The 21,884-nt window shown below is 67.1% G+C and carries 18 protein-coding genes and 1 riboswitch; of the genes, 7 read left to right on the forward strand and 11 right to left on the reverse strand.

All coding sequences use genetic code 11. From position 1 onward, the window contains the following. Positions 1 to 2: 2 nt before the first annotated feature. Complete coding sequence (locus tag GD628_RS05090; protein WP_226802338.1) at positions 3 to 1,703, reverse strand: MFS transporter; 1,701 nt, start codon at positions 1,701 to 1,703, stop codon at positions 3 to 5. A 137-nt stretch (positions 1,704 to 1,840) separates the two neighbouring features. Between GD628_RS05090 and GD628_RS05095 the strand changes: the two genes are divergently transcribed. Next, a complete protein-coding gene (locus tag GD628_RS05095) occupies positions 1,841 to 2,407 on the forward strand; it encodes a TetR/AcrR family transcriptional regulator (protein WP_091601104.1) in 567 nt (188 codons plus the stop codon). Positions 2,408 to 2,472: 65 nt separating this feature from the next. Continuing rightward, entirely contained in the window at positions 2,473 to 2,940 is a 468-nt protein-coding gene (rraA, locus tag GD628_RS05100) for a ribonuclease E activity regulator RraA (RefSeq protein WP_152274008.1), read from the forward strand. A gap of 127 nt (positions 2,941 to 3,067) precedes the next feature. Here rraA and GD628_RS05105 read toward each other — a convergent pair whose 3' ends face one another. Beyond that, complete coding sequence (locus GD628_RS05105) at positions 3,068 to 3,913, reverse strand: HpcH/HpaI aldolase/citrate lyase family protein (RefSeq protein WP_152274009.1); 846 nt, start codon at positions 3,911 to 3,913, stop codon at positions 3,068 to 3,070. A 207-nt stretch (positions 3,914 to 4,120) separates the two neighbouring features. Here GD628_RS05105 and GD628_RS05110 point away from each other — a divergent pair, with 207 nt between their 5' ends. The 4 genes from GD628_RS05110 to GD628_RS16840 all read left to right on the forward strand — a co-directional run bounded on the left by GD628_RS05110 (position 4,121) and on the right by GD628_RS16840 (position 9,273). After that, positions 4,121 to 4,402 (forward strand): hypothetical protein, encoded by a 282-nt coding sequence (locus GD628_RS05110; protein WP_152274010.1) that lies wholly within the window; start codon positions 4,121 to 4,123, stop codon positions 4,400 to 4,402. A gap of 36 nt (positions 4,403 to 4,438) precedes the next feature. Continuing rightward, positions 4,439 to 5,083, forward strand: coding sequence for a TetR/AcrR family transcriptional regulator (locus GD628_RS05115; RefSeq protein ID WP_152274011.1), 645 nt, complete (start codon positions 4,439 to 4,441; stop codon positions 5,081 to 5,083). Between the two features lie 76 nt (positions 5,084 to 5,159). Then, positions 5,160 to 7,658, forward strand: a complete 2,499-nt coding sequence (locus GD628_RS05120; protein WP_152274012.1) for an MMPL family transporter — start codon at positions 5,160 to 5,162, stop codon at positions 7,656 to 7,658. A gap of 268 nt (positions 7,659 to 7,926) precedes the next feature. After that, entirely contained in the window at positions 7,927 to 9,273 is a 1,347-nt protein-coding gene (locus GD628_RS16840; protein ID WP_193313197.1) for a collagen-like domain-containing protein, read from the forward strand. A gap of 12 nt (positions 9,274 to 9,285) precedes the next feature. Here the strand turns inward: GD628_RS16840 and GD628_RS05130 are convergent, their stop codons facing one another. Further along, on the reverse strand, positions 9,286 to 10,659 hold the full coding sequence (locus tag GD628_RS05130) for an FAD-binding oxidoreductase (RefSeq protein ID WP_152274233.1): 1,374 nt from the start codon (positions 10,657 to 10,659) through the stop codon (positions 9,286 to 9,288). 37 nt (positions 10,660 to 10,696) lie between these two features. Beyond that, positions 10,697 to 12,511, reverse strand: a complete 1,815-nt coding sequence (locus GD628_RS05135; protein ID WP_226802340.1) for an L-lactate permease — start codon at positions 12,509 to 12,511, stop codon at positions 10,697 to 10,699. Positions 12,512 to 12,681: 170 nt separating this feature from the next. Between GD628_RS05135 and GD628_RS05140 the strand changes: the two genes are divergently transcribed. Then, on the forward strand, positions 12,682 to 13,257 hold the full coding sequence (locus GD628_RS05140; protein WP_152274014.1) for an SDR family oxidoreductase: 576 nt from the start codon (positions 12,682 to 12,684) through the stop codon (positions 13,255 to 13,257). On the opposite strand, the gene GD628_RS05145 is transcribed toward GD628_RS05140, so the two are convergent. The 7 genes from GD628_RS05145 to gcvP form a co-directional block, all read right to left on the reverse strand. After that, positions 13,254 to 13,673, reverse strand: a complete 420-nt coding sequence (locus GD628_RS05145) for a ChaB family protein (RefSeq protein ID WP_091601085.1) — start codon at positions 13,671 to 13,673, stop codon at positions 13,254 to 13,256. The two genes, GD628_RS05140 and GD628_RS05145, sit on opposite strands and share 4 nt — an antisense overlap. Before the next feature lie 2 nt (positions 13,674 to 13,675). Next, complete coding sequence (locus tag GD628_RS05150; protein ID WP_091601083.1) at positions 13,676 to 13,894, reverse strand: hypothetical protein; 219 nt, start codon at positions 13,892 to 13,894, stop codon at positions 13,676 to 13,678. Positions 13,895 to 13,974: 80 nt separating this feature from the next. Further along, on the reverse strand, positions 13,975 to 15,396 hold the full coding sequence (locus GD628_RS05155; protein ID WP_091601081.1) for an L-serine ammonia-lyase: 1,422 nt from the start codon (positions 15,394 to 15,396) through the stop codon (positions 13,975 to 13,977). A gap of 24 nt (positions 15,397 to 15,420) precedes the next feature. Further along, positions 15,421 to 16,722 carry a serine hydroxymethyltransferase gene (gene glyA, locus GD628_RS05160; protein WP_152274015.1) on the reverse strand — a complete coding sequence of 434 codons (1,302 nt, stop codon included), beginning with the start codon at positions 16,720 to 16,722 and terminating at the stop codon, positions 15,421 to 15,423. After that, entirely contained in the window at positions 16,719 to 17,096 is a 378-nt protein-coding gene (gene gcvH, locus GD628_RS05165; protein WP_091601076.1) for a glycine cleavage system protein GcvH, read from the reverse strand. Before gcvH ends, glyA begins: the two co-directional genes overlap by 4 nt. Before the next feature lie 318 nt (positions 17,097 to 17,414). Next, positions 17,415 to 18,536, reverse strand: a complete 1,122-nt coding sequence (gene gcvT / locus GD628_RS05170; protein WP_152274016.1) for a glycine cleavage system aminomethyltransferase GcvT — start codon at positions 18,534 to 18,536, stop codon at positions 17,415 to 17,417. Between the two features lie 13 nt (positions 18,537 to 18,549). Beyond that, positions 18,550 to 21,399, reverse strand: a complete 2,850-nt coding sequence (gene gcvP / locus GD628_RS05175) for an aminomethyl-transferring glycine dehydrogenase (protein ID WP_152274017.1) — start codon at positions 21,397 to 21,399, stop codon at positions 18,550 to 18,552. A 147-nt stretch (positions 21,400 to 21,546) separates the two neighbouring features. Continuing rightward, positions 21,547 to 21,648: riboswitch (glycine riboswitch) on the reverse strand. Positions 21,649 to 21,884: the final 236 nt, after the last annotated feature.

Here is a 21,884-nt window from a genome sequence, read left to right on the forward strand (position 1 = left end):
CGCTAGCGGCGGGGCGAGCAGGCGTCCTGCTCCGCCCGTTCGGTCTGGAGTTCCACGCTGCCGGCACCCTTGGAGACGGCGGCAGTTTCAGCGGGCGCATCGTCGAGCGCAGTGCCGGACGCGGCAAGTGCGGACTCCGGCGCGGCGGAAGGCGCAGCATCGCCGTCGGACGCCGCATCCTGGTCCGCCGCCACCCGGCGCAGCATAAAGAGGGCGCCCACCGCGGCGGCCACCATCAGCGCAATGCCGATCAGCGACGTCGCCACCACACCCGAGTCGAAGGCGGCCTGGGCGGAGGCCAGCAGGTCCGCGGACTGCGGGCCGGGCAGCGCCTTGGCTGCTTCAACCGCTCCGCCGAGGGTTTCCGAAGCCGCGGACGCCGCCGCAGGATCCATGCCGTCCGGGAGCACGATTCCGTTGCGGTAGCCGGCGGTCAGGATGCTGCCTAGCACAGCGGTGCCGAGGACGGCACCCACTTCATAGGCGGTTTCGGAGATGGCCGACGCCGCACCGGCCTTAGCCGGCGGGACACTGCCGAGGATCAGGTCATTGGAGATGGTCTCCGCAGAACCGACGCCGATGCCCAGGATCATGAAGGCGATCACCAGTCCCAGCGGGCTCTCGTCATGGCCGGTCATCAGCACCACGGTGTAGCCAATGGCACTGAAGGTCAGGCCGGCGGCGACGGCATAAGCCGGACGCACGCGGCGCACCACGCGGACGACGGCGAGGCCGGCCACCACGGTGAGCATCAGGCCCGGGAGCATCATCAGTCCGGCTTCGCGGGGCGTCTGCCCCAGGACCAGCTGCAGGTGCTGGGAAAGGAAGAGGATGAAGCCCACCTGAGCGAAGACGCTCAGCAGGTTGGCGGAGATGGAACCGGTGAACACCGGATTCCGGAACAGGCGCACATCCAGCATGGGTTCGGAACGGCTGAGCTGGCGGCGCACGAAGGCAACGCCGAAGAGCAGGCCGGCGGCCATCGGAACCAGGGCGTAGGCGTCGAGGCCGTGCGTGGAGATGGACTTGATGCCGTAGACCAGCGGGAACATGGTGGCCATGACCAGCAGGATGCTGACCGGATCCACCTTGCCCGGCTTGGGGTCACGGGATTCGGGCAGCAGCTTGGGCCCGAACACCAGCAGCGGGATCAGCACCGGAACGGCGAGGAGGAAGACCGAGCCCCACCAGAAGTGTTCCAGCAGGGTGCCGCCCACAATCGGGCCCAGTGCGGCACCGCCGGAGAATCCGGCCGCCCACACGGCGATCGCGATCCGGCGCTGGCCGGGCACCACGAACATGTTGCGGATGATGGACAGTGTGGCCGGCATCAGCATGGCACCGAAGAAGCCGAGCAGGGCGCGGGCACCGATCAGCGCTCCGGCAGACGGAGCGAAGGCCGCCGCGACGGAGACCAGGCCAAAACCGGCCGTACCGATCATGAGCAGTTTCCGCCTGCCGAACCTGTCCCCGAGGCTGCCCATCGGGACCAGCAGGCCGGCCAGGATCAGCGCGTAGATGTCGATGATCCAGAGCAGTTCCGTTCCGGTCGGCGCCAGGGCACGGGACAGGGACGGGACGGCAAAGCTGAGCACGGTGTTGTCTACCGCAACCAGCAGGACGGCGAGCATCAGCACCGCCAGTCCCAGCCATTCACGCTTTCCGGCCCGCTGAAGCACGGGCCGTTCCTGTACCGCAGGCACAATTCCTCCTTGGACCTGGCAGGGCTCCGCCTGCCGAAAATGATGGGTTAAAAAGACATGCCAGCAACCAGCGGGGTCTACCCGTACGTTACTGTACCGTCTAGACTGTACAGCACGGAATGGGCTAGCGTAAAGCCATGCCTGAACAGACACCCGCCCGGGAACGCGTCCTCTCCGCCTACGAGGATCTGCTGATCAATGAGGGACCCCGCGGGGCAACGCTCGACGCCGTGACCGCACTTGCCGGCGTCTCCAAGGGCGGACTGCTGTACCACTTCAAGAACAAGGAGGCCCTGGCCACCGGGATCCTTGACCGCCTGCGGGTCCTTGCCGCTGCGGACCTGGAGCGCATGCGCACCGACGCCGAGGGTCCGGCACGCTTCCTGGTCCGCACCTCCGTCTACGTGGACAGCGGCCTGGACCGCGCGCTGATCGCCGCGGTACGCCTGGCGCAGGCCAACGACGCCGCCGCCTCCGAGCTGCTCCAGCGGATCCACCGCGACTGGTTCAACCTGATTCTCGACGAAGTGGGAGACCAGGCCATTGCCCGCGCCATCATGCTGCTGGGCGACGGACTGTATTACAACGAGGGCCTGCCCGGCGGCTGGCCCCAGGGTGAGGACTCCCCCACCTCCGGTTCAGTGGAGGAGCTGCTGGAGGTTGTGGACCTGCTCAAATCCCAGGCCGCAGCCAAGCACGCCTAAGCGGTACCTTCGACAGCCCGCCGCGTCCACGCGGCCCGGATGTGTCCTGTGGCACAGTATGTGCCATGGAAAAGAGCACAGCAGACCTCTACGACGAACACGGCGAAGCCCTGGCTTCGGTCTCCCTCCAGTTCCAGGACCTCGGCGGCTCCACCCGCTTCACCGGCCCGGTGCGCACCATCCGCTGCCATGAGGACAACGGTCTGGTGAAGTCCACCCTGAACTCACCGGGCAACGGCGCGGTACTGGTGGTGGACGGCGGGGGTTCGCTGAACACCGCCCTGATGGGGGACATGATCGCCGAGGCAGCGGTCCACAACGGGTGGGCCGGCGTCGTCATCCACGGCCCGATCCGTGACCGGGCCGCCGTCGCCAAGCTGCCGCTGGGCGTGAAGGCCCTCGGTTCCAACCCGCGCAAGAGCGCCAAGGCTTCCGTGGGCGAGGTGGACGTTCCGGTGGAGTTCGGCGGAGTCACCTTCCGGCCCGGCGCGGCGCTCTACGCGGACGAAGACGGCATCCTGGTGGAGCGGTAAGCACTGGAAGTGGCGCAGGTGCCGCTGTTCCGCTCTGCACTTAAGTTCAGCGGACTACGGCGAAGACTCCGCGCACGCCCTGACCGGAAGGTGTGCGGGAGCGGCCCGTTCTCGGAACGCCCCGAAACTAGGCGTTCCAGAGACCGTAGGAGTCCGCCAGGGAAGAGATCTTCTGGGCCCGGGCCAGGCGCGGCAGGTAGGAGCCGTCGCCCACCACTGCACCGGCGGCGTGTGCCTCGAGCAGTTCGTGGGCCCAGACAATTTCGGATTCGCTCGGCGAGAGGCCCTTGTTGATCGTGTCCGCAGCCTCGGGCATCAGGCAGAGCTTGCCGGTCATGCCCATTGATGCGGTCACCTTGCACGCATCCAGCAGCTTCTCGCCCAGCGTGCCCGGAGTCGGGCCGTCGATCGGGCCGGGAAGCTGGCCCACGCGGGAGGCCACCACCAGCTTGGAGCGGGCGTACGCCAGGGCCATCGGGTCATCGGACGCGCCGGTGTCGCGGCGGAAGTCGCCGACGCCGAATGCCAGGCGGAAGGTGCCCGGAGCACTGGCGATCGCCGTCGCGTTTTCGATGCCGAGCGCGGACTCGACCAGCGCCAGCACCGGGGTGCCGGCCTGCAGCCGCATGGCGGTGTGCGTGACCTGCTCCGGCTCTTCGGTCATGGCCAGCATGACGCCGCGCAGGCCGGGCGCCTTTGACAGGGCAGCCAGGTCATCGGCCCAGTAATCTGTTTCGATGCCGTTGACGCGCACCCAGGCAGTCATCCCGGTGGAGAGGGCCTCCACCACGCGCTCACGTGCCTCGGCCTTGCCTTCGGCGGGAACTGCGTCCTCCATGTCGAATACGACAGAGTCCGCTTCCGATGCCAGCGCGGGAGCAAAATGTGCTTCGTCCGCGGCAGAAGCCAGCAGCCAGGAACGGGACAATTTCGCGGGCAGCGCCGCAGCGCGGCTGTTTCGGAAGGGAGCCATACGGTCGAGCCTACTTTCCGGCCCGGCGATACCCCAATGCGGAACCCCCAGGTGTGATCACCGTTACTCCCCCAATGCACCCGGGTTTGCTTTGCAGAATCCCGCGATGGTATTCCAGGCCGGCAATTTTTCCTCGGCACCCGCCTGATACGCAGCGCCGGCCGGGGACGGAAAACGCCCCGCCCGGAAATCTGGAAGACTTAAGCCATGAGTGAGCAGAGCAGCGGGAAAAACACGCAGCCCGGCCGCAGCGGCTGGCTGACCGGAGGGCCGCTGCTGACGGTGCTCCTGTTCGCCGGGCCGCAGATTCCCGGGCTCCTGAGCCGACTGTTTTCCGGCGCCCCGGACGGGGTCTATTCACTGGCCACCGTCTACGGAGGAGCCGCGCTCACTCTGGTTGGCGCGGGAGTGCTGGTGCACTTCCTCGGATCGCGGCGCTCGCCCGCTGCCGGACGGGCGCGCGAGGCTTCGGAGCCGGAACGGGATTAGTTGCACCCGGTGCAACGATGCACTTAGTGTAGGAGTGTGCTTCCTGCCAGTACCTCTCCCGACCGCCGGTCTGCCCTCAAGAGCAAGCACCGCCAGGCGATAGTCAACGCCTGCGCTGACCTGCTCTCCGAGCGCCGCGGCACCGATTTTTCCGTGGATGAACTCGCACAGCGGGCAGACGTCTCCCGCCGCACCGTCTTCAACCACTTCGCCTCCCTGGACGACGTCGTTACCGAGGTGGGCACCGGCGTCGTCGCATCCTCCCTCATGCTGCCGGAAGGCACGGCACCGGCCGGGCACTCTCCCCTGGATGACCTGGTGGACCTGGTCAGTTCGCCCAGGTTCATCGAGGCGGTTTCCTACCTCACCGAGGTCCTGGGCCGGGCAGACACCCGGTCTTCGCCGCAGCAGGCCATCATGGCCTTCCGCTCCGTGACCCTCGCCGGAGACCAGGTGATCTCCGCCCTCACCTCCCGCCACCCGGAATCCGATCCGGAAGACATCCAGCTTCTGGTGGGCACCTTCGCCGGCGGAATAAGCGTGCTCTATGAACGCTGGAGCTCGCTGACCGGCGCCGTCAACACCCCTGATTCCCGCACCGCCTGGATCGAACTGCTCCAGCGGCTCACTGCTGCCCTTCGTACCGGAGTAGGCTCCGGCACTCCTCCGGGCAGCCCCTAAGTTTTCGCTCGCGGCGGTTCACCTCCGCCGCCCCCGTCCGCAGCAAAACCCAAGTTTTTCGATAAGGACCTTCCAAATGGCTGAATTCCTCTACCGCCTGGGGCGGGGCGCCGCACGGCGTGCCCGCACCGTGCTGGGAGTGTGGATCGCCGTGCTGGCAATCGCCGGCATAGCGTTCGCACTCTTCGGCGGCACCCTCTCCACCGCCATCTCCATCCCGGGCACACCCACCACCCAGGTGACAGACCGCCTCCAGCAGGAACTGCCGGAAGCCTCCGGCGGAACCGGCTCCGTGGTCTTCCAGACCGAGGACGGCTCGCCCTTCACCCAGGAGCAGAAGGACGCCATCGCTGCGCTGGCGGCCGATGCCTCCGAGGTCGACGGCGTCGAAAACGCCGTGGACCCCTTCGCCACCGAAGCCCAGCGGGACGCTCAGCGCACCCAGCTGGAGGAAGGCCAGGCACAGCTCGACGCCGGCCGCGCCCAGCTGGAGGCGGCACGCGCCGAACTCGACGCCGGCCAGCAGCAGCTCGACGCCGCCCGTGCACAGGCGGAAGCAGCCGGCGCACTCGAAACGGCCCAGCCGCAGCTGGACGCTCAGCAGGCCCAGATTGATGCCGGCCGGGCCGAACTCGAGGCGCAGGCCGCCGCCGCGGAAGAGCAGGCTCCGCAGCTGGAACAGGGAGCCGCCCTGCTCAACATGGCCCAGAACATCCGCATGGTTTCCGAGGACGGCAGCGCCGCAATTGTGACGGTGGTCTTCGAGGACACCCAGATGGAGGTCACCCAGGAAACGAAGGATGCCCTCGTGGCGGTCTTCGACGACGCACCGGTTGAGGGCGTCACCGCCGACTTCTCCACGGACATCGCCCAGGGCATCCCAACCATCTTCGGCATCGGCGAGGTCATCGGCCTGGTTGTCGCGGCCGTTGTGCTGGTGGTCATGCTCGGCACGCTGGTCGGTGCGGGACTGCCGCTGATCACCGCCCTGATCGGCGTCGGAATCGGCGCCCTGGGCGCCCTGGCGTTCTCCGGCGTTGTGGAAATGGTCTCCGTGACTCCGGTGCTGGGCCTGATGCTCGGCCTGGCCGTCGGCATCGACTACGCGCTGTTCATTGTGAACCGGCACCGCCGCCAACTGAAGGCGGGCTATGACCTGGAGGAGTCGATCGGCCTGGCCAACGGCACCTCGGGCAACGCCGTCGTCTTCGCCGGCTCGACCGTGCTGATTGCCCTGCTGGCCCTGAACATCACCGGCATTCCATTCCTTGGCCTCATGGGCACCGTGGGTGCTGCGTGCATCGCGATTGCCGTGATGATCGCTGTGACGCTCACCCCGGCACTGCTGAAGCTGACCGGCATGCGCATCCTCAGCAAAAAGGAACGCGCCGCCGTGTCCCACGCCGAGGAAGCAGCCTCTCCCACGGCCGTACCCGGTTCGGCGAAGCCAATGTCCACGGTGAGCGCCGTGCTCACGGCACTGGTTTCGATTGCCGCCCTGCTGGTGATCGCCATTCCCGCCCTGGATCTGCGCACCGGGCTTCCGGACGGGTCCTCCGAGGCGCATGACTCCACGCAGTACCGGGCCTACTCCACGCTGTCGGAGAAGTTCGGCGAGGGCCAGAACGGCACCCTGCTGGTGGTGGCCGAGCTGGACTCCGAGCCGACCGACGCCGAGGCAACCGCTGTCCAGGCGGAGATCGCCGGGATCCTCTTCGAACAGGACGGCGTTTCCGCCGTCGCGCCGATCGGTTCCTCGGAAGACGGCAGCACGATCGCCTTCCAGGTGGTTCCCGAAGAAGGTCCCACGAGTGAGTCCACCGAGAACCTGGTGCACACCCTGCGGGACATGTCCCCGCTGAACGGCGAGTACGAGATTGGCGTGGCCGGAACCGCTTCGGGCAACATCGACATTTCAGACAAACTCTCCGACGCCCTGCCGATCTACCTTGGCGTAGTCGTGGGCCTGTCACTGCTGATCCTGATCCTGGTGTTCCGGTCCATCTACGTTCCGGTCATTGCCACGCTGGGCTTCGTGCTTTCCTACTTCGGCGCCCTGGGCGGCGTCGTGGCGATCTACCAGTGGGGCTGGCTCTCCGGGGTCTTCAACGTGGAGACACCGGGCCCGATCCTGAACTTCCTGCCAACCATCCTGGTGGGCATCCTGTTCGGCCTGGCCATGGACTACATGCTGTTCATCGGCTCCGGCATGCGGGAGGCCTACGCCCACGGTGCGCCCTCCCGGGTTGCCGTGGTGCAGGGTGTCCGCGCCGGACGCGCGGTGGTGACCGCTGCGGCGATCATCATGGTCTCCGTGTTCGGCGGCTTCGTCTTCTCCCACAGCGCCATGATCCGTCCAATCGGGTTCGCGCTGGCATTCGGTGTACTGCTGGACGCCTTCGTGGTCCGCATGCTGCTGATCCCGGCGCTGATGCACCTGGCCGGGGACAAGGCCTGGTGGCTGCCGAAGTGGCTGGACAAGATCCTGCCGGACGTCGACGTCGAGGGCTCCTCTCTGGAGCGCCGCCACCCGCACGTTGACCACCACGAACCGGAACCGGCCAGCCGCAGCTAGCGGCGTCCCGGCCCGGATTTTCGAAACAGCAGCTGCCCCTTTCGGGGCGGCTGCTGTTTTTTGTGGCCTCCGTCATCATCGCGGGTAGCGTGTAAATTTCTGGACGCCGTCCAAAAGATGGCATATAACTGTCTGGACGAAGTCCATAATTGGTCTTTATCTATTTACTGCTGTTTACGGCATGCGGGACCCGCTGGGGGAGGACCGCACCTGGCAGGTTCAGCCCTTCTCCCCCGCCCTGTCCCGAAAGACGACCCAGGAGATCCCCGTGAACCGCCCCGTCCCCCGGCTTATGCCGGCACTTGCCGCAGCCGCCGCTGCCGTCCTGGCACTCTCCGCCTGCACCCCCGCTTCTTCGGCTGCGGCCTCCTATCACGCTTGCCTCGACGACACCTCGCTGCAATTCACGAGCATTGCCACATCACCCGGGGAGCTCGATTGCGGCCAGGGCAGTATCCCGGTGTCCTGGTTGGCTGCCGGAGCTGACGGGGAGGTCCCCAGCGTGGCGGTGTCGGCGTCGCCCGCGGCGTCAGCGTCAGCTTCAGCGTCAGCCGATGCCAAGGGAGACAAGGGCGAACCGGGCACCGACGGCAAGCCTGGAGAATCCGGGCCGGCCGGTGTTCCGGGGCAGGCGGGACCGGCGGGACCGGCGGGCGCTTACGGCAAGACCGGGGCGGCTGGCCAGGCGGGACCGGCCGGGGCGGCGGGAGCGGACGGTGCCGCCGGATCTGACGGATCTGACGGAGCGGACGGTGCCGCCGGATCTGACGGAGCCGACGGTGCCGACGGTGCCACCGGGCCCGCCGGCGAACCGGGCCCAGCCGGTCCCACTGGACCCGCCGGCCTTCCCGGCCGGGATGGGAACAGCATCCACAACGGATCCGGGGCTCCCTCAAATAACGTGGGTGTGGACGGCGACTTCTACCTCGACACCGCAACCTTCGCCATCTACGGCCCCAAGACGGCGGGAACATGGCCGGGTGGGTCTCAAAGCCTGATTGGCCCGCAGGGACCCATGGGCCCTCAAGGCGTGCAAGGCCTTCAAGGTGATCAGGGTGACCCGGGCCCAGCGGGAACCACCGGTGCTGCGGGACCAGAAGGTCAGGTTGGCCCGGCCGGGCCACAGGGACCTGCAGGGCCCCAGGGGCCGGCAGGGCCCCAGGGGCCGGCAGGGCCCGCCGGACCGCAGGGCGATAAGGGCGACACCGGCGATACCGGGCCCACCGGTCCGGCCGGACCGGCCGGGGCAGGGACGGTCTTCGTCAGCTTCCTGCCCGGCACCATAGATCCCACAGCTCTCACTAACGGTGCGGCTTACTTCCCGATCTCCGGCTCGGTGGCTCCCTCCAGCTCCCGAGAGGCTAACGAAATCCGAATGCCGCGCGCGGGGACCATCACCGAAATGAGAGTCGAGATGACGGAACGGAGCAGCCTCATCGACGTGTACCTCGTCCGTGACGGCCTGTTCCAACCCCTCATGTCCTGCACGACTACCTCCCAATGCGGACGCACTGGATCGCTGTCCGTGCAGCAGAACCAGAAGCTCGTCCTGTGGGTTTACGGCTTGGGCCCCGCTCCCATTGAGAACCTGCGCGTCTCACTGGTCTTCGAGTAGGGCAACCGGCTCCTAGATGGCCTTGCCCGGGTTGAGGATGCCAAGCGGATCCAGCGCGGCGCGGATGGTGTGCATGACTTCCAGCGAGACGTTCCCGAGCTCCTCCTGGAGCCAGTCCCGTTTCAGCAGGCCAATGCCGTGTTCTCCGGTGAGCGTGCCGCCCAGGGACTTGGCCAGGTGGAACATCTCCCCCAGCGCCACCTTGGGCGGCCCCTCCGTCACGGACTCCTCCGGGTCCATCACGATCATCGGGTGCAGGTTGCCGTCGGAGGCATGGGCGATGGTGAAGATGCGCACGCCGGTGCGTTCGGCGATCGCCTCCAGCCCGGAGACGACGTCGGCCAGTTTCCCGCGCGGCACCCCGATGTCCCCAATCGAAACCCGACCGAGCTTTTCGAGTGAGGGGATAGCTTCCCGGCGGGCGGTCACCAGCGCGGCCGCCTGCTCGTCGTCGACCGCCCGTTCACAGATCCCGAACGGTGAGACGGCGTCCATCACCACGTCCTGCTCCAGGAAGGCGCCGTGTCCGTCCGTTTGAACCAGCAGGAAGGACGCACCGCGGGAGCGGTAGTCCGTGCCCAGTGCAGCGTCCACTGCTTCGAGGGTCTGCCCGTCCATCAGCTCCATCATGGACGGCTGGATGCGCGCCGCAACAACCGCCGACGCCGCCCGGGCCGCCTGTTCAACGCTCGGGAAGAAGGCCGCAACCGTGGCGGTCTGCACGGGCAGCGGACGCAGCCGCAGGGTTGCTTCGACGACGATTCCCAGGGTCCCTTCCGACCCGATCATCAGGGCGTTCAGGTCATAGCCGCTCACGCCCTTGATGGTCTCCCGGCCGGTGCGCAGTTCCCTCCCGTCCGCAAGGATAACGCGCAGCGCCAGCACGGCTTCGCGCGTGACGCCGTATTTGGCGCAGCGCATCCCGCCGGCGTTCGTGGCGATGTTCCCGCCGATGGAGCAGATGGCGGTGCTGGCCGGGTCAGGGGCGTAGAACAGCCCGTACTCAGCGGCGGCAGCGTTCAGCTCAGCATTCAGCACCCCGGGCTGCACGACGGCGAGCTGTTCCTCCGGATCGATCCGCAGGATCGAGTCCATGCCGGACACATCCAGCACGATTTCGCCCTGCCGGGAAGACGAGGCGCCTGCCAGCCCTGTTCCGGCCCCGCGGGGAACCACCGGGATCCGGTGCGCGCTGGCCCGGCGCAGGACTTCGGCTACTTCCCCGGCGTCCTGGGCGAAGACCACTCCGTCCGGGATGCTCTCAGCCACGAAGCCGGATCGGTCCGTGCTGGCCGCCAGCCGGTCCCCTTGGTCAACGGAAAACCTGGCTGCCGCGCCCAGCACGGCGGCCGCCCCATCCGCGACAGGAATGCCGGGAGCGTTCATGGACTTCGTACTCACACGTTCTCCTTGACTTGCCAACCTACGGGACCATCCAGCCGAGCACCGGCGTGGACTGCAACCAGATCAGCAGGGTCATCCCGACCAGCAGGCCCAGGGACCAGCCGATCAGCTTGCGCAGCAGCGTGCCCTCCACCCCGTTGAGGCCCACGGCCGCAGCGGCAATGGCCAGGTTCTGCAGCGACAGCATCTTGCCCAGCACCCCCGCGGAGGAGTTCGCCGCCGCCATCAGGGTGGGCGACAGGCCGGTCTCCTCGGCGGCGGCAACCTGCAGCTGCCCGAACAGGGAGTTCGACGACGTGTCCGACCCGGTCAGCGCCACGCCGATCCAGCCCAGCAGCGGAGACAGAAGTGCGAAGAAGCCGCCGGCGGAGGCGAGCGCGACACCGAGGGTGGTGGTCTGTCCGGACAGGTTCATCACGAAGGACAGCGCGAGCACCGAACAGACTGTGACGATCGTCCAGCGCAGGGTCTTCAGGGTCTCGCCGTAGATCCGGATTCCCTTCGCGGGTGCAATCCGGTAGAGAACCATGGTCAGGATCCCGGAGATCAGCAGCAGCGTTCCGGTGGCCTTCAGGTGGTCGAAGCGCAGGTTCTGCGCCCCCACCGGATCTCCGGAAGAATTCACCACGTCCAGGCCCGGCCAATGGAAGGTAACACCGCCCACCTGGGTCAGCCATGCCTTGATGGCGGGGATCTGCGCGAGGGAGAAGACCACAATGATGATCAGGTACGGGGCCACGGAGAGCCAGACGCTGCGGGCCGGCGGCCGTGCGTTATCGCGTCCGCCTTCTCCTGCGGAGCCCTCGCTCCCGCCGCTGGCGGCAGACCGCCGCCCAGAGCCGCCGCTTCCGGAAGCCTGCGAGGTGCTGCCGTCTCCGCCTGTGCGGGTCAGCGTGTCGGTTCCTTCCTCAGCAGCGCCTTCGCCCGCACGTTCTCCGGCGGCGGCACCGCGCACCGCACCGGCGTCGTCGTCCATCGCTTCCCCGGACATGCCGATCAGTTCCTTCGGCTGCCAGACCCGGAGCATTGCGAGCACCGCGATCACCGTGGCGACGGCCGCCACGACGTCGGTCAGTTCCACGACGAAGAAGTTGGAAGCCACAAACTGCGCCAGGCCGAAGACGATGCCGGCCACCAGGGCCACCGGCCACGTCTGCCGCACACCGCGCTTGCCATCCACCAGGAACACCAGGATCAGCGGGACCACGAGGGCGATGAACGGCGTCTGCCGCCCGGTCATGGAGGAGAGCTCCTGCAGGGGAATGCCGGTGACGCCGTTCAGCGCGATGATGGGCGCGGCCATGGCACCGAATGCCACCGGCGCGGTGTTGGCCAGCAGCGCCACGATCGCCGACTTCAGCGGTTTCATGCCGGCGGCCATCAGCATCGCGGCGGCAATGGCTACCGGGGCGCCGAAACCAGCCAGCGATTCGAGCAGGGCACCGAAACAGAACGCGATCAGGATGGACAGGATCCGCAGGTCATCGGAGATGGAGCGGATGGTCCGTCCCAGTACGTCGAACCACGGGGTTGCCACCGTGAGGTTGTAGATCCATAGTGCGTTGATGAGGATCCACAGGATCGGGAAGATGGCGTAGAACGCACCCAGGGCGGTGGCAGAGAGGGTCTGATCCAGCGGCATGCCCCAGCCGAACAGCGCCAGCAGGATGGACAGGACCAGCGAGATGATGCCCGCCTGGTAGGCCTTGAGCCGGAAGACGCCGAGCATCACGAAGAGCAGGAGCAGCGGGAGCGCGGCGAGGATGGCGGAAAGCACCAGGGAATCGCCAATAGGATCAAGGACCTGTTCGTACTGCGCTGCCGGAAAATGCACAAAAACCCCTTTGTTTTTGCCGGGCCGGTTGGATCCGGTCCTGCCCGTAGACAAGTTGGGTAGACACTAGGCGCGCCGGTCCGGCCGGTCAACGCCCCTGCCTGCCCTTCTCACCGAAATGGCAGAAAGTGCCCGTTACAGCGCTGAAACGGGCACTTTCTGCTATCTCGATGGATACGGCAGGATATGGTCATGAGTTTCGAGGGCGTGCGGACAGCGGTCATTACCGGGTGGATGTGCTGTTCAACAATGCCGGCAGCTTCGGCCCGTCAGGTTCCGTGGACCAGATCAGCCTCGGCGACTGGAATGAAACCATCGCAGTGAACCTGACCGGCAGTATGCCCTGCGCTGCGGCGGCGGTCCGGCAAATGAAGGAACAGGACCCTCCCGGCGGCCGGATCATCAATAACGGCTCCCTCTCCGCCATCGCTCCCCGCCCGCTGGCCGCGGCCTACACCGCCACCAAGCACGCCGTCACCGGGCTCACCAAGTCGATTGACCTGGACGGCCGCACCTGGGGAATCAGCTGCGCGCAGATCGACATCGGCAACGCTGCCACGGAGCTGCTGGACGGCATCACCGCCGGAGGCGCGCTGCAGCCGGACGGCACCCGCAAAGCAGAACCGACCTTCCCGGCGGAAGAAGCGGCCCGGATAGTCGTGTTCATGGCCGGCCTGCCGGCGTCGGCCAATCCGGGCTCCGTGGTGCTCACGGCAGCCGGCATGCCCTACCTCGGCCGCGGCTAGGACCGGCTCTTCCGGGTTTCCTTCTCGTTGGCCTTCTGGATGGCCTCAACCAGCTCATCCTTGGTCATACGGGACCGGCCCGTAATCTCCAGCTTGGATGCGACGTCGTACAGATGGTCCTTGGTGGCATTGGCATCCACTCCCCCGGCGGTCTTCGCGTTGGAGCGCCTGCCCTCTTCAGCCTTCTTGTCCGAGGGGCCCTTCGAGTCCTTGGGCTCCCAGTGGTCGCCGACCTTTTCGTAGGTGTGCTTCAGCGAGGCATACGCGGTCTGCGCGGCCCGCTGCTCGTTCCCGTACTCATCCATCGCGGAGTCGTAGGTCTTCGCGAACGTGTCCTGCGCCTTCTGGTCTGAACGTTCCAGGGTTGACGGCAGCTCGCTCTTTTTGGCCTTGCCGGCCTTGGTGGTCTTCGGCATTCTCAGTCGTCCCCCTCAGGCTGCAGTGTGGAAGCTTCGGTTCCTTGAGGCCCGCCGAGCACTTCCTGGACTTCAGCGCTGTCCGTGTCATCCGCCAGCGGTTCGGGCTGGCGCCATTCCTGGGCGTGGTCCGGAGCGGCGTTACGGGTGAGGTTCTGCGTTTCGTGCTTCATTTCCTCATCCATGCGGCGCCCATGGGTGCTGTTTCCGCGTTCGGCCATGGTGCTTTCCTTCCGGTCGGCAACTTACTAAGCGTCCTTACTGTCTACCACCCGGGCAGGCCCGCCTCAACCCGCGGAGGTCAGCACTCCACCACGTTCACGGCCAGGCCGCCCATCGCCGTCTCCTTGTACTTCGAGCTCATGTCCCGTCCGGTTTCCCGCATGGTCACAATGACTTCGTCCAGGGAGACACGGTGCTCGCCGTCGCCCCAAAGGGCCATCTTCGCGGCGTTGACCGCCTTTCCGGCGCCGATCGCGTTCCGTTCGATGCAGGGCACCTGGACCAGGCCGCCGATCGGATCGCAGGTCAGGCCGAGGTTGTGTTCCATGGCGATTTCCGCGGCGTTCTCAACCTGTTCGGGCGTTCCGCCCAGGATTTCGGCAAGGCCCGCGGCAGCCATGGACGACGCCGATCCCACCTCGCCCTGGCAACCCACCTCCGCGCCGGAAATCGAAGCCTGCTCCTTGTAGAGCACCCCGATCGCGCCGGCAGCGAGCAGGAAACGGACGACGGCGTCGTCCTTCTGTTCCTGCGTGGCCGTGTCCATGCCGGGGCCGTAGTGCGTGGCGTAGAAGAGCACAGCGGGGATGATGCCCGCGGCACCGTTGGTCGGCGCGGTAACAACGCGGCCGCCGGAGGCGTTTTCCTCGTTAACGGCCAGCGCCACCAGGTTGACCCATTCCTGCCAGAAACGCGGGTCCCGCGTGGGATCCTCCTCGCGCAGGCGGGTGTGCCACTGCGGCGCCCGGCGCCGGACCTTCAGGCCGCCGGGCAGCAGGCCGGTGCGGGAAATGGCTGAGTCCTTGCACTGGTCCATCACGTCGCGAATGTGCAGCAGTCCGGCCCGGATCTCCTCCTCGGAGCGGGACACCAGCTCGTTCGCCAGCATCACCTCGCTGATGGACAGCCCGTTGTCCGTACAGTGTTCCAGCAGTTGAACGGCGGTGCGGAAGGGATACGGAAGCGATTGTTTTGAGGCTTCAAGCTCGACGGCGGCCGTCTCCTCCTCGCCGTCGCGCACAATAAACCCGCCACCCACGCTGAAGAACGTCGCTTCGTGGAGGAGTTCACCGTCCGCGCCGGCAACCGCGAACCGGATGCCGTTGGTGTGCCGGGGCAGGACAGTAAGCGGGTGCAGCACCATGTCTGCAATCCCGTATTCGAGGACCACCGCGACGCCGCCGGCCCGCTCAAGCCGGTTGGCCAGCGAGATCTTGCCGCTGGCTTCGATCTCGGCGAGCCGTTCCTCCATCTCATCAGGGAGGATCTCTTCCGGAGCGAAGCCTTCCAGGCCGAGCAGGACGGCGGGAAAAGTTCCGTGCCCGCGGCCGGTCGCCGCGAGGGACCCGTAAAGGTCCACGCGGAGACCGGCCACGGAACCAAGGACACCGGCGTCGGCAAGCTCCGCGGCGAAGGCCGCGCCCGCCCGCATCGGCCCCACGGTGTGGGAGCTCGAGGGGCCGATGCCTACGGTAAAGAGGTCGAATACGCCTACAGCCATGCGGTGTCCTTTGGTTCGCGCCGGTTAGGCGCGGGCGGGTGCTCCGGACAGGTCGGCGACCTGCGGGTAGAGCGGGTGGGCCGCGGCCAGTGCGTGGACGCGGTCCTTGAGTGCACTGAGGTCCTCGCCGTCGCCGGCGATCAGGGCCAGCGCGATGATGTCTGCGACTTCACGGAACGCTTCCTCCCCGAAACCGCGGGTGGCCAGCGCCGGGGTGCCGATCCGCAGACCCGAGGTGACCATCGGGGGCCGCGGGTCGAACGGCACGGCGTTGCGGTTGACCGTGATGTCGATCTGCGCGAGGCGGTCCTCGGCCTGCTGGCCGTCCAGCTCCGCGTTGCGCAGGTCAACCAGCACCAGGTGCACGTCGGTGCCCCCGGAGACCACCGAGATACCCTTGGCAGCGACGTCCCCGGACAGCAGCCGCTCGGCGAGGATCCTCGAACCGGCGAGAGTGCGTTCCTGGCGTTCGCGGAACTCGGGCGTGCCGGCGATCTTCAGTGCGGTCGCCTTGCCGGCGATCACATGCTCCAGCGGGCCGCCCTGCTGGCCGGGGAACACCGCTGAGTTGATCTTCTTGGCGATGTCCGCGTCATTGGAGAGGATGATGCCGCCGCGCGGACCCGCCAGGGTCTTGTGCGTCGTCGAGGTCACCACATGGGCGTGCGGAACCGGGCTGGGGTGCAGTCCGGCCGCGACCAGTCCGGCGAAGTGCGCCATGTCCACCATGAGGTAGGCACCCACCTCGTCAGCGATGGCACGGAATGCCTCGAAGTCCAGCTGCCGCGCGTAGGCGGACCAGCCGGCAACAATGAGCTTCGGCTTGTGCTCACGGGCCAGGCGCGCGACGTCGTCCATGTCCACGGTGTGGGTGGTTTCGTCCACGCCGTAGGGAACGATGTTGTACAGCCGGCCGGAGAAGTTGATCTTCATGCCGTGAGTCAGGTGGCCGCCGTCGGCCAGGGAGAGCCCGAGCACGGTGTCACCCGGGCGGATCAGCGCATGCATCACCGACGCGTTGGCCTGGGCACCGGAGTGCGGCTGCACGTTGGCAAAGCCGGCACCGAAGAGTTCCTTGGCGCGGTCGATGGCCAGCTGCTCAATGACGTCCACGTACTCGCAGCCGCCGTAGTAGCGGCGCCCCGGGTAGCCCTCGGCGTACTTGTTGGTCAGTACCGAGCCCTGGGCCTCCATGATGGCCACCGCTGTGTGGTTCTCGGAGGCGATCATCTCCAGGCCGTCCTGCTGGCGGCGGCGCTCGTTATCGATCTGCTCAGCCACCTCGGGATCGATCTCCGCGAGGCGGGAGTTCAGGAAATCGGTCACAGCTCGCCGCCGTTCTTCTCTGCGTACTCAGCAGCGCTCAGCAGCTCACCCTCCTCCGTGACCTCAACGGTGAACAGCCAGCCGGCACCGTAGGGGTCTTCGTTCAGGATGGCCGGGTTGTCCACGGCTTCCTGGTTGACCTCCACGATGGTGCCGGAAACCGGGGCGTACAGGTCCGAGACGGACTTGGTGGATTCAACCTCGCCGCAGGTCTCGCCCGCAGTGACGGTGTCGCCGACGGCGGGAAGGTCGACGTAGACAACGTCGCCCAGCGCGTCAGCGGCGACGGCGGAAATGCCGACCTTCACGGGGTTGGAAGAGTCCACCCACTCGTGCTCAGCGGAGTAACGGAGGCCTTCAACAACTTTGCTCATGGGGTGTGCCTTTCAAGTGGTGTGAACAACTGGTTCAAAGTCTACGGATATGGATGCTGCGTGCCTGGGGCAGACGGTACGGCATTCTGCCGCCCCTTAGCGTTTCCAGATCCCGCCCGCCTCCTCGCAAGCTCGGAGAGGGACCCTGGATCTTTCACTGCCTCGCTCGTTCCTCGCTCGGCGATGCGGGCTACACGAAACGCTCCGCCACCACCGAGTCCGTCCGGCTGAGGTGCCAGTTCCCCCATCGAGAGGCCAGTTACGGCTGGTTTCAGGGCTGAAAAGAGCCGTAACTGGCCTCTCGGCGGGAGGGATGACTTACTTGCTGCGCTTGTAGAACGGGAGAGAGACGACTTCGAAGGATTCGGGCTTGCCCCGGAGGTCGACGTCGAGGAGGGTGCCGGGCTCGGAGACGGCGGCATCGACGTAGGCCAGGGCGATCGGGTAGCCGAGGGTGGGGCTGGGAGCGCCGGAGGTGACTTCGCCGACGGGGTTGCCGTCCTGAAGGACCGGGTAGTGCGAACGGGCCGACCGGCGGCCGGAACCCTTCAGCCCAACCAGCCTGCGTGCCGGAGCCTGTTCCTTCTTGGCCGCGAGGGCATCGCGGCCCACGAAACCGCCGTCCTTGGACAGGGCGACGACGCCGCCGAGGCCGGCCGCATACGGATCCACGCCGAGCGAGAGCTCGTTGCCGTAGAGCGGCATACCGGCCTCCAGGCGGAGCGAGTCGCGGCAGGCGAGGCCGGCCGGAACAAGTCCACGGCCCTCACCGGCGGCGAGCAGTGCCTGCCAGAGGGCAGCGGCGTCGTCATTCGGTACATAGATCTCGAAGCCGTCCTCACCGGTGTAACCGGTGCGTGCCACCAGAAGCGAATGCGAGCTGCCCCCCACGGCCAGCTCAACCTGCGCCGCGGCGTAGTACTTCATTCCGGTGACCAGTTCCTGCTGCGCCGCGGGCACGAGGTCCAGGAGGATGGCCTCCGCTACGGGACCCTGGATGGCCACGAGTGACGTCTCGGCCGTCTTGTCCTGCACCGCGACGTCGAATCCTTCGGCACGCGCAGCCAGCTCAGCCGCCACGGTGGCTGCGTTTCCTGCGTTCGGAACCACCAGGTAGGACTCGTCGCCCAGCCGGTAGCTAATCAGGTCATCGATGATCCCGCCGTCGGCGTTCGTGATCAGCGAGTACTTGGCGCGGCCCACGGCCACTGCAGAAAGCTTGCCGGTCAACGCGTAGTCCAGGAACGCGGCGGCCTGCGGGCCGGTGACCTCGACTTCGCCCATGTGGGACAGGTCGAACAGGCCGGCGGCCTTCCGGACGGCGTGGTGTTCGGCCAGCTCGGAGCTGTACTTCAGCGGCATCTGCCAGCCGCCGAAGTCGGTGAAGGAAGCGCCCAGGCGTTTGTGTTCTTCGTAGAGCGCGGTGTACTGCTCAGTCATAGCGGCGATCCCCTTAGTTCTCGAAGTCTTCGATCGGCGGGCAGGAGCACACCAGGTTGCGGTCCCCGGCAGCACCGTCAATGCGGCCTACCGGCGGGAAGTACTTGTCCATGCGCAGGCTCCTCAGCGGGAAGACAGCCTGTTCGCGCGGGTACGGGCGGTTCCAGTCGTTGCCGGCGGCGACGGTGGCCGTGTGCGGGGCGTTGCGCAGCGGGCTGTCCTCGACGGAGAACTCCCCGGCTGCCACCTGGTCAATTTCGCCGCGGATGGCGATCATCGCGTCGATGAACCGGTCAATCTCGCCCTGGTCCTCGGACTCGGTGGGCTCCACCATCAGGGTGCCGGCCACCGGGAAGGACAGGGTGGGGGCGTGGAAACCGTAGTCCACCAGCCGCTTGGCCACGTCCTCGGCGGTGACGCCGGTCTTGCTGGTCAGCTCGCGGAGGTCCAGGATGCATTCGTGCGCCACCAGGCCGCCCTTGCCGGTATAGAGAACCGGGAAGTAGTCGTTGAGGCGGGCTGCCACGTAGTTCGCGGCCAGCAGGGCGCTCTTGGTCGCTGCGGTGAGGCCGTCGCCGCCCATCAGCCGGACGTAGGCCCAGGAGATCGGCAGGACGCCGGCGGAGCCGAAGCGGGACGCGGAAATCGGGATGTCGTCCCCGCCGTCCCAGGCGGCGGCGTTGCCGGGCATAAACGGTGCCAGGTGGGCCTTGGCTGCAACCGGACCGACGCCGGGGCCGCCGCCGCCGTGCGGGATGCAGAAGGTCTTGTGCAGGTTCAGGTGGGAGACGTCGCCGCCGAACTCGCCGGGCTGCGCGAGCCCCACCAGGGCGTTGAGGTTGGCGCCGTCGATGTAGACCTGGCCGCCTGCCTCGTGCACGGCGTCGCAGACGTCGCGGACGTCGTCGTCATACACACCGTGGGTGGAGGGGTAGGTGATCATGATGGCGGCGAGGTTGTCCCGGTGCGCGTCGATCTTGGCGCGCAGGTCCGCGTGGTCGATCGCACCGTCACCGGCAGTGCCGACGACGACGACTTTCATGCCGGCCAGGACGGCGGAGGCCGCGTTGGTGCCGTGGGCGGAGGCGGGAATGAGGCAGATATTGCGCTGTTCCTCGCCGCGGGCGTGGTGGTAGCCGCGGATGGCCAGCAGGCCGGCCAGTTCGCCCTGGGATCCGGCGTTGGGCTGGATGGAAACCTGGTCGTAGCCGGTGATGGTGGCCAGCTGGGCTTCCAGGTCCGAGATCAGTTCCCGCCAGCCCTCGGTCTGGGAGTCCGGGGCGAACGGGTGGATGGAAGCGAACTCGGGCCAGGTCATGGCCTGCATCTCGGCGGTGGCGTTGAGCTTCATGGTGCAGGAGCCCAGCGGGATCATGGTGCGGTCCAGGGCCAGGTCCCGGTCCGAGAGGCGGCGCAGGTAGCGCAGCATCTGGGTTTCGGAGCGGTAGGAGGAGAACACCGGGTGGGTCATGTATTCCGAGGTGCGCAGCAGTTCAGCGGGCAGTTCGAAGCCGGCAGCCTCGGCGGCCGGCTGTGCGGCTGGTTGTGCGCCGAAGGCGCGTGCGACGTCGGCAATCACGGCGTCCGTAGTGGTTTCGTCGGCGGAGACGCCCACGGTGTCCGCGTCGATCTGCCGCAGGTTGATGCCCTTGGCTTCGGCTGCGGCCACCACGTCGGCGGCACGGCCGGGAACGCGGGCAGTGACGGTGTCGAAGAAGACGTCGGAGGCCAGTTCGATTCCGGCGCCGGAGAGAGCGGTGGCGAGCGCGCGGGCGTGGCCGTTGGCGCGCAGGGCGATCGCTTTCAGGCCTTCGGGGCCGTGGTAGACGGCGTACATGGAGGCGACGATGGCCAGCAGCGCCTGGGCGGTGCAGATGTTGGATGTGGCCTTCTCGCGGCGGATGTGCTGTTCGCGGGTCTGCAGGGCGAGGCGGTAGGCGGGGGTGCCGGCGGAGTCCTTGGAGACACCGACCAGGCGGCCGGGCAGCGAACGCTCCAGGCCCTTGCGCACTGCCATGTAGGCGGCGTGCGGTCCGCCGAAGAACAGCGGAACGCCAAAGCGCTGCACGGAGCCGACGGCGATGTCCGCGCCCTGCTCGCCGGGAGGGGTCAGCAGGGTCAGGGCCAGGAGGTCAGCGGCCACGGTTACCAGGGCCCTGCGGTCCTTGGCTTCGGCGATGACGCCGGACAGGTCCCGGACAGCACCGGAGACGCCGGGCTGCTGGAGCACGACGCCGGTAATCTCGCCTTCCGGCAGGCCGGACGCGAGGTCAGAGACTTCGACGTCGAAGCCCAGGGCCTTGGCGCGGCCGCGGACGATCGCGATGGTCTGGGGCAGCGCATCGGCGTCGAGCACGATCTTGCCCTCGGACTTGGCCTTGTTGGAGCGGCGCATCAGCAGAACGGCTTCGGCGACGGCGGTGGCTTCATCGAGCAGCGAGGCGTTGGCCACCGGTAGCGCGGTGAGGTCCTGGACCATGGTCTGGAAGTTCAGCAGCGCTTCGAGCCGGCCCTGGGAGATTTCGGGCTGGTACGGAGTGTAGGCGGTGTACCAGGCGGGGTCCTCCACCACGTTGCGCAGGATCACCGGCGGGGTGTGGGTGTCGAAGTAGCCCTGGCCGATCATTTGGACGGCGGTCTTGTTCTTGGCGGCGATGCGGCGCAACTCTGCGAGGGTTTCCTGCTCGCTGCGCGGCGCGTTCAGCACCAGCGGAGCATCCTGCCGGATGGCAGCGGGGACGGCAGTGTCCACCAGGTTCTCGAGGGTGTCATAACCGACGGCCTTGAGCATGGCGTCGGTTTCGGATGCGCGGGCACCAATATGCCGGTCAACAAAGGCTGCGGTGGACGGGGCTGCTGTCATGGGAGGCTCCAAGAGGCTGGCGAGGGTACGCCGAGACGACGGTTGGCTCCTCCCCGCTCTGTATTGGACCTGAGAGATTCCGCGGGTGTTATCCGCTTGCACCGTCGGTGAGGATCCGGCATGGCCGGTCCTGCTTTCCAGAGTTGCCTCGCCATGGCGGTACAGGGGCCTGAGAGATTCCCGGGGAGGGTTTGCTCCTACGGCGCCCGCGTCTGCATGTCACGCGCGGGACTCTCCCGCCACGGCTGGTAAAGGCATATTCAATTGTGGCTGCACCCTGACTTTAGCCCGCCCTGCGGCCCCCTTCAAGGCATGACCTGGGCCGCATTTGCTGTCCCGGCATCTGGTATACGCGCACGGCCGCGCCCGGGTCCCAAATTGACAGCGCCCCGGTGACTGCCGAAACTAAAACGATCGGCGGTATCGCCGCATCTCATGAGGCGTCATTGGATATCTGAGCATATTGGTGGCAGCAGCGTGTCTTG

This window comes from Arthrobacter koreensis (genome assembly GCF_009193255.1).
Taxonomy (GTDB): Bacteria; Actinomycetota; Actinomycetes; order Actinomycetales; family Micrococcaceae; genus Arthrobacter_B; species Arthrobacter_B koreensis.